This window comes from Streptomyces sp. NPDC085931, from assembly GCF_044540565.1.
Classification (GTDB): domain Bacteria; phylum Actinomycetota; class Actinomycetes; order Streptomycetales; family Streptomycetaceae; genus Streptomyces.
Window position 1 is genome coordinate 92,194 of sequence record NZ_JBITSK010000017.1, and the last position, 11,233, is coordinate 103,426.

The window sequence follows — 11,233 nt, forward strand, 5'->3', positions numbered from 1 at the left end:
CGCAATGGCTCCTTATTGCATCGGGGCGGTCACATCTGCCCGTCTTCGAGCATTTCGGTCACAAGGGCGGCGATCTGGGACCTCTCGGACCGGGTCAGGGTCACGTGCGCGAAGAGCGGATGCCCCTTCAGCTTCTCCACGACGGCGACGACACCGTCGTAGCGGCCGACCCTCAGGTTGTCCCGCTGGGCCACGTCATGGGTGAGCACCACCCGTGAATTGGCCCCGATCCGGGACAGGACGGTGAGGAGGACGTTCTTCTCCAGGGACTGCGCCTCGTCCACGATGACGAACGCGTCGTGCAGCGAGCGCCCGCGGATGTGCGTCAGCGGCAGGACCTCCAGCATCCCGCGCGCGGTGACCTCCTCGATGACCTCCCGGCTGGTGACCGCCGACAGCGTGTCGAACACCGCCTGCGCCCAGGGGCTCATCTTCTCCGCCTCGGTACCGGGCAGATAACCGAGCTCCTGCCCGCCCACCGCGTACAGCGGACGGAAGACCATCACCTTCTGGTGCTGACGGCGCTCCAGCACGGCCTCCAGGCCCGCGCACAGCGCCAGCGCCGACTTGCCGGTGCCGGCCCGGCCGCCCATCGACACGATCCCGACGTCCGGATCGAGCAGCAGGTCCAGCGCGATCCGCTGCTCGGCGCTGCGGCCCTTGATGCCGAACGCCTCGCGGTCCCCGCGCACGACCCGGATGCTGCCCTCGGGTGTGACCCGCCCGAGCGCCTTGCCGCGCTCCGACTGGATCATCAGACCCGTGTGCACCGGCAGGTCGGCGGCCTCGGGGACGTGGACCTGGCCCTCCTCGAAGAGGATGTCCACCTGCTCGCCGGGCAGGGTCAGTTCGGACATTCCGGTCCAGCCGGAGGAGTCCGTGATGGCGAGTTCCGCGCGGTACTCCTCGGCGAGGAGTCCGACGGAGGACGCCTTGATCCTGAGCGGGAGGTCCTTGGAGACGACGGTGACGTCGAACCCCTCGGCCTGCAGGTTGCGGGCGACCGCGAGGATGCGGGAGTCGTTGTCCCCCAGGCGGTAGCCGCTGGGCAGCACGCTGGGGTCCGAGTGGTTGAGCTCGACACGGACGGTCCCGCCCAGGTCCCCCGTGGGGATGGGGGCGTCGAGGCGGCCGAACCGCACCCGGAGGTCGTCGAGCAGGCGCAGGGCCTGCCGGGCGAAGTAGCCGAGTTCGGGATGGTGCCGCTTGGCCTCCAGTTCCGTCACCACGACGATGGGGAGCACGACCTCGTGCTCGTCGAAGCGGTGCAGGGCTTTCGGGTCGGCCAGCAGGACGCTGGTGTCGAGGACATAGGTGCGCCGGTCGGGCTTGTGGCGCTTTGTGCTGGTCACCACGGAAGGACGTACCCCCTCGGAAGAGGTCGGGGAGCGACGGAGTGGAGCTGGACCGGTCGTCGGCCGCCCTGCACGGGCCGAGAACCGGCCCTCCGCCTGCGTCCGTGCGGTGACCGCACGATCGGGCTGGTGCAAAGGGCCTCCCGGGCGGACGGCCCCGTGCCGTCCGCTGAGATCCGACACCCGTGGTTCGGGCGTCGACCTGACTGAGTTATGCCCTCGAACGAGCGTCGCCATGCCACGGCATATGACGGCGGGCCGGTGAACTCCGCGTGACGTGCGTCTTCGATGAGGTTCCGGGGGTACCGGGAAGGGTTGCGGCGCGGGAGTGCCGACGTGGGACGTCCTGCGTCCGGTGGGCCCGTGGGTGGGCCTCGGGGTCATGCCCGGCGTGCGTCCGGAAGTGGGCCCGAGGCGTGCTCGAGGTGAGCTCAGCCGCCGTAGCGGCGGTGGCGGGCGGCGTAGTCGCGCATGGCGCGCAGGAAGTCCACCTTGCGGAAGGCCGGCCAGAACACATCGCAGAAGTAGTACTCCGAGTGGGCGGTCTGCCAGAGCATGAATCCGGACAGCCGCTGCTCGCCGCTGGTGCGGATCACCAGGTCGGGGTCGGGCTGGTCGCTCGTGTAGAGGTGACGCCCGATCATGTCGATGTCGACGGCCTCGGCGAGCTCCTCCATCGAGGTGCCCTTGTCCTGCGCCTCGAGCAGCATCGACCGCACGGCGTCGGCGATCTCCTGACGGCCGCCGTAGCCGATGGCGACGTTGACCAGTATCCCGTCGATGTGCGCGGTGGCCTCCTCGGCCTCCTTGAGGACCGTCTGCATCCCGGCGGGCAGCAGGTCGGGCGTGCCCACGTGGTGGACGCGCCAGCGGCCGTCGGCGGCCAGCGTGCGCACGACGTCCTCGATGATGCCGAGCAGGGGAACCAGCTCGTCGCGCGGACGGTCGAAGTTGTCCGTGGACAGCAGCCAGAGGGTGACGACCTCGACGTCGGTCTCGGTGCACCAGCCGAGGAACTCCTCGATCTTCTCGGCTCCGGCCCGGTGCCCGTGGACGGTGCTGGATCCGGCGGCCTTCGCCCAGCGCCGGTTGCCGTCCATGATGACGCCGATGTGCTTGGGCACCTGAGCGTGGTCCAGGTGGCCTTCCACCCGGCGTGCGTACAGCCTGACCAGCAGGCCACGCAGCTTGTCGCGCAGGTTCACGTGATTGTCGCCCCTCCGTACGGATCGGACGGGCCGCGGCGTACGGCCCGGTCGTGGCCGCGGGCGGTCCCCGCCCGTGTGGCAGTCCCCGGAGGCGAAGCCTACCCCCGCTGCCGCCTCGGGCCGCCAACAGGTGCGGAACGTAAGGTTCCGGCCGCTGGTTCGAGCCGCCTCGCGAGGCGAAAGAAAACGGGCCGGTCCGTGGGGGGGAGACGGACCGGCCCGAGGGGGGGTTTCCACCATAACCCTTTGTAAGTGATGCTGCGTGCATCGGCGTGCCACAACTACTCTCCGGAGCCGCCCGGCGACGCCGCGATGACCGCGGAATCCTTCGTTCACACCTCGCGCCTGGCCGAAACACCGCCTGTACGCAGGGGAATCAGGCGCTCTGGGGCAGGATCCGGAGGATTTGCCGCACCTTGGGGCCCGCTCGGCGGACTTGTCCGGCCGTCCCCCTGACGGGTGAACCCGCCGGCGAACGCCCGCTTGACCGCCCAAGTCGTCCGCCCACCCCCTCGCGAGGAGGCCCTGGCACCGCGCAGCCCCCTCCACTGCGCGGTACCGCCCGCGCAGCTTTGCTCACGCGAATTACCTTGGTCCGAACTTACGCGATGGGGTGTCCCGAAAGCGAGCCGGGCGGATAACGATGTGAAAACCCTCGGCGGAAGATGCGCACGAGGAGTGTGCGACACGAGTGACACGGCACAGCGGACGAAGAGGACGGAACCTGTCCTCCTTCCCTCCTACGGTCGGCCCATGACGAGCCTGGCGAAGATCACCTGGGACGCGGCGAGCGCGCGGCGCGCGGAGCGTCAGTTTCCGGCCGGACCGCCGGCAGCCGGCACGGCGGCCGCCGGCGGGGGTGCCGGCGGGGGTGCCCGCAGGACCGGCGACGGGGGTGGCGACACGGTCGGCGACGGGGGTGGCGGCGCGCTCGCCGGCATCGTCGCGGCGATGAGAGGGGCGCACGCGCAGGTGCTCTCCGCCGCCGAGGTGTCGATCGGGATGCGCGCGGCGGGCGGGGTGACGCGGGCGGACGTGCGGTCCGCGCTCTGGGAGGAGCGGTCCCTGGTCAAGACGTACGGTCCGCGCGGCACGGTCCATCTGCTCCCGGCGCACGAACTCCCCCTCTGGTCGGCGGCCTTGACCGCGGTCCCCACCGGCCCGAGCCCCTTCCGGCCCGACGTGCGGCTCACCGACGAGCAGGCCGGGCAGGTGGTGGCCGCGATCGGCGACGCGCTCGACGGCAGGTGCCTGACCCTCGACGAACTCACCGAGGAGATCGTCGCCCGTACGGGTCCGTGGGCGGGTGACCGGGTGATGCCGGCGTTCCAGGAGCTGTGGCCGCGCTGGCGGCAGGTGATGCACCGGGCGGGCTGGGCCGGGGCGTTGTGCTTCGGCCCGAACCGGGGACGCAAGGCGACCTACACGCGTCCGGCGGGGGAAGGGGCGGGCCCCGGGGCGGAGGCCCGGGAGGCGCGGGACGGGCTGTTCACCTTCGTCGGCCGCTACCTGCACGCCTACGGACCGGCGACCCCGGCGCACTTCGCGCGGTGGCTGGCGGCACCGGCCGGCTGGGCCGCGAACCTGTTCCGGGAGATGGCGGCGGCCGGCGCCGTCGAGGAGGTCGACTTCGAGGGGACACCGGCCTGGGTGGCGGCGGGTGACACCGCGTTCCCGGAGGGCCCGGCGCGGGGCGTGCGGCTGTTGCCGTACTTCGACGCGTACGTCGTCGCCGGGCAGCCCCGGGAGCGGTTGTTCCCCGGGGAGGCGTACCGGCGCGCCCTCGCCGGCGGCCAGGCCGGCAACCATCCCGTGCTGCTGGTCGACGGGGTGGTGGGCGGGGTGTGGCACCAGCGCCGCCGGGGCCGTCGTACGACGATCACGGTGGAGCCGCTCGTCCGGCTGACGGCACGGCAGCGGCGGGAACTGGGCGAGCAGGCGGAGCGGGTGGGCGAGGTGCTGGAGGCGACGGCGGAGTGGGGGCTGGGGAAGGTGGAGGTGGGGCCGCACGCGTGAGCGGGCGTGAGCGGGAGGCGGCACCCGTCCCTGGGGGACCGCACGGGGAAGCGGCCACGTGGGGCGTGGGGCCGGGCGCGCTCAGGAGGGACGGTCGGCGGGGCGGGTGGGGGCGCCGGGCTTGCGGGCCTCGACGAGGTGGCGGGTGCTGTGCGCGACGAACGGCCCCTCGGCACGGATCCGCTCGTGCAGGGCCCGCAGCCGCGGCTCGTACGCCTCGACCGTGAAGCCCGGGACCATCCACACCACCTTGCGCAGGAAGTGCACGACCGCGCCGATGTCGTGGAACTCCATCCGCAGCCGCTCCGCCCGCAGGTCGACGACGTCCAGCCCGGCGGCCTCGGCGTCGTCCCGTTCGCGCTCGGGGTCACGGGTGCTGCGCGCCTCGTCCGGCTGGGGGCCCAGGAAGTACTCGACGAGTTCGAAGACGCTGGCCGGGCCGACGTGCTGGGCGAAGTACGTCCCGCCCGGCCGCAGCACGCGGGCGATCTCCGTCCAGTGCGGGCGGACGGGGTGACGGCTCACGACCAGGTCGAAGGCCCCGTCGGCGAAGGGCAGGGGCGCGTCCTCGGCGGCGGCCACGACGGCGACGCCCCGCGGTGCCAGCAGGGCGGTGGCCTTGGCGACGTTGGGCGGCCAGCCCTCGGTGGCGACGGTGAGCGGAGGGCGCCGGCCGGCCCTGGCCAGGGCGAAGTCGAGCACTTCCCCGCCCCCGGTCTGCACGTCGAGCGCGGCATGCGCCCGGCTCAGCCGCCCGGCCATCGACACGGCGTACCCCCAGGAGGGCCGCGCCTCGGTGGCGCGCCCCTCGAACCAGGAGAAGTCCCAGCCCTCCGTGGGCACGGAGGCGCCCTCGGCGAGGAGGGCCTCGAAGGTGGGGGGCGTGGTGCGGGCGGGGTGGTCGGTGTGCCGGTCGGGGCGTTGGTGGGTGGCGTGGTCGGTGCGGTGGTCGGTGCGGTGGTCGGCGGCCATGGCGGGATGGTGCCAGGGCGGGGGCCGGGCCGCGCGGCATTTTCGCGCGGTCGGCCGCGTGGTCAGGCGGACAGGTCGGGGACCCTCGCCGGGGGCGTCACCGGAGGACGAGCAGGATGTGCTCGTCGTCCCCCTGCCGGACGGTGCCGGTCCGCTGGAAGCCGGCCTTCTCCAGCAGCCGTACGGAACCGGTGTTCCCCGCGTGGGGGTCGGCGTACAGCGGCCGGTTCGGCTCCTGCTCCAGGAAGAGGCGCAGGGCCCTGCCGCCGATGCCGCTTCCCCAGTACGGGCGGCCCAGCCAGTAGCCGAGGAAGCGGCGGTCCCCGTCCCACCAGGCCACGATGTTGCCCGCGACGTCACCGCCGTCCACGGTCACCGTCCGCACGAGGTTGGCGGGGTCGCCGAGGACGTTCGTCTTCCAGTGCCGCAGGAACGCCTCGCGGGGGCGGGGGGTGAATCTCGAACGCCGGACGGCTTCCGGGTCGTGCTCGTAGGCGAGGAAGGACTCCAGGTCGGCTTCCACGACGTCACGCAGGCGTACGTCCAGGTCGTCATCGCTCATGCCCGGAGTGTGGCAGGCGCCACTGACAATCGGGCCCGCCCGAAGGCGAAGGCCCACGGTTTCCCGGCGGCGTACGGCGATGAGTTCCGGGCGGGCCGGGAGTCTGCCCCGTAGACGCCCGAACCCCCGGAGGACACCATGACGCCCACGCCGGACGACCCGACCACCACGCTGCCCGGGCGCCCGCCCGTGGTCGACCTGGCCACCTGGCGGAGTGCCCGCGACGCGCTGCTGGTCCGGGAGAAGGCCCACACCCGGGAGGGCGACGGGATCGCCGCGGCGCGGCGCCGGCTGCCGATGGTGGAGGTCGACGGGACGGTCGAGGTCGTCGGACCGGACGGCCCCGTCCCGTTCCTGGACCTGTTCGAGGGCCGCGACGAACTCGTGGTCTACCAGCACATGTGGTACGACGGCGCGCCGCACCAGGGGCAGTGCGAGGGCTGCACCACCACCGCCTGGCATCTGAAGGACGCCGTCTATCTCCACGCCCGCGGCGTCTCGTTCGCGATCCTGACCACGGGCTCCTGGGACGAGGTGGCGTCCTACACCGCGTTCATGGGGTACACCCAGCCCTGGTACTCGGTGCGCGGCGTGCCCGCCCCGATCGGCGGCGAGATGGGCTACCTCGCCTGCTTCCTGCGCGACGGCGACCGCGTGTTCCTGACGTACTCCACGACCGGCCGGGGCAACGAGCGGGTCAACGGCTCCCTCGGCCTGCTCGACATGACGCCCCACGGCCGGGGCGAGGCGTGGGAGGACCACCCCGTGGGGTGGCCGGAGGGACGCGAGGCGTGCTGGTCGTGGCGCTCGGACGCGGACGGGAACGCCACGTGGGGTCCGGCCAGCCGCCCGGTACCGCAGTGGACGCGACCGGGAGCGACTCCGGTGGAGACCTTGGGACGACACGGCCACTGCCACTGAGACCGTTCCGGTCCGCCGGGTGCCGGTGCGCGGGGGTGGGTGGTGGGGCCGCGTGCGCGCTGTGGGTGCGGGGCTCCGCGTCGCTCACTCGACCAGGGGACGTACTTCCTCGGCCACGAACCGTACGAAGCCCTCGGGGTCGGGCTCGTCCCCGGTCGGCTGCAGGACCACCGTGTCGGCCCCGGCCTCGGCCAGTCGCCCGACTGCCTCGGCCACGGCACCGGCGTCCCCGGCGACCCCCAGGTCCGGGACGGACTCCCAGCCCTCGGCGGCCAGTTCGGCGCGCAGCCGCGCGTCCGCGTCGGGCCCGGTGGCGGTGAGGAGGTAGACCACCGTCCGGTGCGACCCGCTCCCGTGCCGGCCGGCGGCCTCGCGGCCCTCCTCCACGAGCTGCCGCGCCCTGCGCACGCCCTCGGGGTTGGTGTCGGCGGTGAGGATGGTGCCGTCGGCGGCCTCGCCGCTGAGCCGCAGCGAACGCGGACCGGTGACCCCGGCGAGCACCCCGGCCTCGGGCTGCTGCGGGGGCCAGTCGAGGGCGACGTCGTGGAGCCTGACGTACCGCCCGTCGGTGGTGATCCGCTCGCCGCGCAGCAGGGCCCGCAGCGCGACGAGATACTCCCGCAGCAGGGTGACCGGCGACTCGGCCCGGGCCCCGACCTGCCCCATCCAGTCCTGCACGCCGTGCCCGACACCGACGAGGGCCCGCCCCGGGAACATGCGGTGCAGCGAGGCGACCTCCATGGCGGTGACGGCGACGTTCCGCAAGGGCACGGGCAGCAGCCCGACCCCGACCCGCAGCCGCTCGGTCCAGGCGAGGGCGGCTGCGGCGGTGGACAGACCGCCCTCCATGAAGCAGTCCTCCCAGAGCCAGAGCTGCTCCAGCCCCGCGGCGTCCGCCGCCTCGCAGACCGACCGCAATCGCTCCGGGGGGAGTTGGGGACGGAAGACAGCGCCTAGTGTGGTCATGGAGGCCTTCCTACCCCGGCCGGCGTGCACCCAACAGCCGGGCTCAGCGGTTGACGGCCTGGATCTCCTGGACGACGACGTCCTGCGTGGCGCCGAACGTGCCGTCGGGGAGGTCACCGCCCGCACCGCCCGAGCCGGTCCAAGTGATCTTCCAGGTGACGGTCGCCTGCAGGGGGTACGTGCCGTCGCCCGAGGAGCGCAGGTAGCGCACGCCGCAGGGCGGGGTACGGTGCGCCTTCCCCCTGGCGTAGGGCTCGCCGATGCGGCCGTCGTCGATCGCGCAGACGCCGGAGGCCGGGTAGGTGATGGCGTCCTCGGTGCCGGGCCGCAGCCTGAGCGCCACCGGTTCCGCGGTCGCGGTCGCGGTGAGGCCGATCACCGGTACGGACGCCGTGACGGAGACCGGCTTGAAGTCGGCGGCGTCCAGCCAGGCCCAGGTCGGCAGGTTGACCTTGGTCGCGGCGGCGGGGGCCAGGGTCACCTTCGTGCTGGGGACGCGGATCTCGGCGTAGGCCAGTTCAGCGAGGATCTCGGGCGTGACGGCGTTCTCGATGCCGGCGGGCGGCGGGGCGCCCTGGTCGACCCAGAAGGGCTGCTCGTCGCAGGAGTCCCAGCCGGGCGGGAAGTCCTCGTCGACGAACGAGTCCCAGAAGTAGCCCTTGCCGGACTTCTCCTTGTTGAAGTCCTTGTAGGGGTGGCCGTTGACGTACCGGTCGCGCTGCTCGGCGTCCCACTCGTAGCCGGTCGAACCGGCGTCCCAGATGGGCTCCAGCTCCTTCTGGAGCTGCTCCGGCGTGTACTTGGGCGCGTACCAGCACGGCGGTGGCGTCCAGGAGGTGGCGGACGTGAGCGCGCCCGCGGAGTTGCCGCTGCCGTTCTTCGAACGGTCGAAGACGACGCCGCCGACGGTCACGGAGACGGTGCCGTCCTTGCCGGCACCGGCCTCCTGGTTGGTGCCCTGGGTGGCGCCGCCCAGGGTGTCGTCGGCGTGCGCCGTCCCGGTGGCGGTGAGGAGCGAGCAGCACACCGTGGCCATGGCCGCCATGAAGAGTCTCGTCAACGGGCGGCTCACGGCTGGCACTTGGGGCTCCCACTCTGCGAGACCATCTTCTGGACCACCCAGACGCCCTTGTCGTTCCTCTTGAGCGACGTGTGGTAGGCGACGTAGCTCTTGGCGGTGACCTCGGTCTTCTTGACCTCGTCGTTCTTGAGGTACTTCACGTAGGCCCTGCCCTGGTCCTCGCAGTAGCTGAAGGACGCCGTGCCGTCCTTGCCGACCGCCACGTCCGGGGCGTAGAAGCGGTAGGAGCCGGTGATCGCGGCCTTGTGGTCGACGTAGTTCTGGATGAACTTCTGCGTGGAGGCCGCCGCTTCGCCCTCGTAGTAGTACAGGTACGGCTTGTCGAGTGCGTTCTGGTTGACGATGGCCAGGTCGACGGCCTTGATCGACTGCTCGCCGTCGGACAGGATCGCGTCCTTGTCCTTGTCGCCGGTCTTGGGCCAGTCGAAGGTGTACGAGAGGTCGGACGGCAGGTCGATCTCGGGCCTTCCGGCTGAGGCCTGCGCGGATGCGGCCGGGGAGGCCGAGGTCTTGTCGCCCGTGTCGGCTCCCGCGATCTTGTCGTTGTCCTTGGTCTCGGAGCTGCCATCGCTCCCGCACGCGGACAGCGTCAGGGCCGCAGCGGCGGTCAGACTGAGCGCTGCGAGGAGGGTGGGGCGGCGGTTCACGGTCGGCTCCCGGTCAGAGGCGAGACTTCTCTTGAGCGAACCAAAGCTATCCAGCGGTGTGAGGCCACACCAGCGTGGACCTTGTGAACGGGCGGGGTGTTTGGGGAGGAATCGGTGAGGGGCGGACCGACCGGAGCCGTAACGGTTGCATAACACGGCAATCCGTTTTCAGGAGCACACGGATCCCGTTCTGTCGGATGGACCACGGCGGCATGTCATCGGTGGTGGAGGGGGCCCGGATGGGACGGAACTGGCGCGACGGACGCGGGGAGTTGGTCGTGCGGGGCACGGACGGGGATGTCCGTGTGCCGTTGGAGATCGCCGTTTCCTACCGCGCCCGGACCAGAGGGCTGCTGGGGCGGGACTCCGTCGACGGGGCCATCCTGCTCTCCCCCGCCAACAGCGTGCACACCTTCCGGATGCGCGTGCCGATCGACGTGGCCTATCTGGACCGGCGGTTGCGGGTCATCGCCGTGCGCACCATGCGGCCCGGACGGCTGGGGCTGCCGCGGCTGCGGGCGCGGCACGTGGTGGAGGCCGCCGCCGGGGTGATGAGGGAGTGGGGTGTGCGGGAGGGCACGCGGGTGGAGGTCGTCGTCTCGGCGCCTGCCGCAGGGTAGGGATCCCGGGCCCGGCGCCGGGCCGGGGGTGTTGCGGGCCGGGCGGCGGGCCGAGGCGCGGGCAGCCAGTGCGAGGTCGCCGGGCGGCAGGTCGGCCAGGGCTCGCCTCGGGCTCGACGGGGTGGCTTCCCGGAGGCTCCGCCTTGTGCTCAGGAGCCTGGCGCCTCGCTGTCCAGGTCGAAGAGGATGCTCCGGGCCGCTTCCGCGTTCTGCCAGGTCGCCGGGCCGTCCGGTTGTGCCGAGAGGCGCCGCAGGGCCGCCCTGGCCTGCGGGGTGCGCATCGCGCCCAGGAGTTCGAGCGCGGAGTCGGCGCCGATGTCCTCCGTCACGCAGCGCTCGGCAAGCTCCACCGCCCACTCCGCGAAACGGGCCGGGTCGGGGTCGAGGGCCAGCCAGCGGAACACCGAGTCGGCGATGTCGTCGCGCAGGGACGGGATCAGGGCCAGCATCGCGGCTTCGACGTGCCGTACGACGTGCCGTTGCAGCGGGTACAGCCGAGGGCGGTCCTGCCAGGCGCGGACCAGCTCGTCCACGCCGGACCAGGTCACGTCGCCCGTGCGGGGCATGCTCTCCCCCACCGCCCGGTGGAACTCCTCCCAGACGTGCCACAGCAGGCCGGGCGGCGGCGGCTGCGGGACGTGCGGCGACAGCGCCGGGTCCTCCAGGAGGACGGTCACCACCCGCCGGGCCTCCGCCAAGTGCTCGCCGGTGCGGGGCAGTTCCGTGATCCGGCTCCAGTCGCCCGCGTCCCAGGGCTGCGGCAGGGTCCGCAGCGCCCGGGGCAGGACGTAGTCACCCTCCGGGTCGTGCCACCGCGCGACCCGCGGGTCCCAGGTCTCCTCGCTTCCCGGCTCGCCCATCACCGTCGTCCCGCCACAGTCGTGC

The 11,233-nt window shown here is 72.6% G+C and carries 11 protein-coding genes; 3 read left to right on the forward strand and 8 right to left on the reverse strand.

All coding sequences use genetic code 11. The features are described from left to right. Positions 1–29 precede the first annotated feature (29 nt). Positions 30–1,355: a PhoH family protein gene (locus ACIGAN_RS30070; protein WP_365087100.1), complete on the reverse strand. Its 1,326-nt coding sequence runs from the start codon at positions 1,353–1,355 to the stop codon at positions 30–32. Between the two features lie 431 nt (positions 1,356–1,786). Beyond that, complete coding sequence (locus ACIGAN_RS30075; RefSeq protein WP_365087102.1) at positions 1,787–2,560, reverse strand: isoprenyl transferase; 774 nt, start codon at positions 2,558–2,560, stop codon at positions 1,787–1,789. A gap of 756 nt (positions 2,561–3,316) precedes the next feature. Between ACIGAN_RS30075 and ACIGAN_RS30080 the strand changes: the two genes are divergently transcribed. After that, entirely contained in the window at positions 3,317–4,579 is a 1,263-nt protein-coding gene (locus ACIGAN_RS30080) for a winged helix DNA-binding domain-containing protein (RefSeq protein WP_399862283.1), read from the forward strand. Positions 4,580–4,660: 81 nt separating this feature from the next. On the opposite strand, the gene ACIGAN_RS30085 is transcribed toward ACIGAN_RS30080, so the two are convergent. Both ACIGAN_RS30085 and ACIGAN_RS30090 read right to left on the reverse strand, forming a co-directional pair. After that, positions 4,661–5,551 carry a class I SAM-dependent methyltransferase gene (locus tag ACIGAN_RS30085; protein WP_399862285.1) on the reverse strand — a complete coding sequence of 297 codons (891 nt, stop codon included), beginning with the start codon at positions 5,549–5,551 and terminating at the stop codon, positions 4,661–4,663. A 97-nt stretch (positions 5,552–5,648) separates the two neighbouring features. Further along, positions 5,649–6,113, reverse strand: a complete 465-nt coding sequence (locus ACIGAN_RS30090; RefSeq protein ID WP_399862287.1) for a GNAT family N-acetyltransferase — start codon at positions 6,111–6,113, stop codon at positions 5,649–5,651. Between the two features lie 138 nt (positions 6,114–6,251). Here ACIGAN_RS30090 and ACIGAN_RS30095 point away from each other — a divergent pair, with 138 nt between their 5' ends. Further along, on the forward strand, positions 6,252–7,034 hold the full coding sequence (locus ACIGAN_RS30095) for a DUF899 family protein (protein WP_399862289.1): 783 nt from the start codon (positions 6,252–6,254) through the stop codon (positions 7,032–7,034). 84 nt (positions 7,035–7,118) lie between these two features. Here ACIGAN_RS30095 and ACIGAN_RS30100 read toward each other — a convergent pair whose 3' ends face one another. Genes ACIGAN_RS30100 through ACIGAN_RS30110 form a run of 3 tightly spaced genes read right to left on the reverse strand, consistent with a single transcriptional unit; the run spans position 7,119 to position 9,728 of the window. Then, entirely contained in the window at positions 7,119–8,000 is an 882-nt protein-coding gene (locus ACIGAN_RS30100) for an LLM class flavin-dependent oxidoreductase (protein WP_399862291.1), read from the reverse strand. Between the two features lie 43 nt (positions 8,001–8,043). Next, positions 8,044–9,045, reverse strand: a complete 1,002-nt coding sequence (locus ACIGAN_RS30105) for a hypothetical protein (RefSeq protein WP_399862403.1) — start codon at positions 9,043–9,045, stop codon at positions 8,044–8,046. 23 nt (positions 9,046–9,068) lie between these two features. Continuing rightward, positions 9,069–9,728 (reverse strand): hypothetical protein, encoded by a 660-nt coding sequence (locus ACIGAN_RS30110; RefSeq protein ID WP_399862293.1) that lies wholly within the window; start codon positions 9,726–9,728, stop codon positions 9,069–9,071. A gap of 239 nt (positions 9,729–9,967) precedes the next feature. On the opposite strand from ACIGAN_RS30110, the gene ACIGAN_RS30115 reads away from it, so the two are divergent. Then, positions 9,968–10,348 (forward strand): DUF192 domain-containing protein, encoded by a 381-nt coding sequence (locus tag ACIGAN_RS30115; protein WP_399862295.1) that lies wholly within the window; start codon positions 9,968–9,970, stop codon positions 10,346–10,348. Positions 10,349–10,497: 149 nt separating this feature from the next. Here ACIGAN_RS30115 and ACIGAN_RS30120 read toward each other — a convergent pair whose 3' ends face one another. Further along, a complete protein-coding gene (locus ACIGAN_RS30120; RefSeq protein ID WP_399862297.1) occupies positions 10,498–11,208 on the reverse strand; it encodes a hypothetical protein in 711 nt (236 codons plus the stop codon). Positions 11,209–11,233 lie beyond the last annotated feature (25 nt).

Excerpts from the sequence above, each read along its gene's own strand:
- ACIGAN_RS30105 (WP_399862403.1), bottom strand. The coding sequence starts at position 9,045 with ATGGCGGCCATGGCCACGGTGTGCTGCTCGCTCCTCACCGCCACCGGG.
- ACIGAN_RS30080 (WP_399862283.1), top strand. The coding sequence starts at position 3,317 with ATGACGAGCCTGGCGAAGATCACCTGGGACGCGGCGAGCGCGCGGCGC.
- ACIGAN_RS30095 (WP_399862289.1), top strand. The coding sequence starts at position 6,252 with ATGACGCCCACGCCGGACGACCCGACCACCACGCTGCCCGGGCGCCCG.
- ACIGAN_RS30115 (WP_399862295.1), top strand. The coding sequence starts at position 9,968 with ATGGGACGGAACTGGCGCGACGGACGCGGGGAGTTGGTCGTGCGGGGC.
- ACIGAN_RS30090 (WP_399862287.1), bottom strand. The coding sequence starts at position 6,113 with ATGAGCGATGACGACCTGGACGTACGCCTGCGTGACGTCGTGGAAGCC.
- ACIGAN_RS30120 (WP_399862297.1), bottom strand. The coding sequence starts at position 11,208 with ATGGGCGAGCCGGGAAGCGAGGAGACCTGGGACCCGCGGGTCGCGCGG.
- ACIGAN_RS30085 (WP_399862285.1), bottom strand. The coding sequence starts at position 5,551 with ATGGCCGCCGACCACCGCACCGACCACCGCACCGACCACGCCACCCAC.
- ACIGAN_RS30100 (WP_399862291.1), bottom strand. The coding sequence starts at position 8,000 with ATGACCACACTAGGCGCTGTCTTCCGTCCCCAACTCCCCCCGGAGCGA.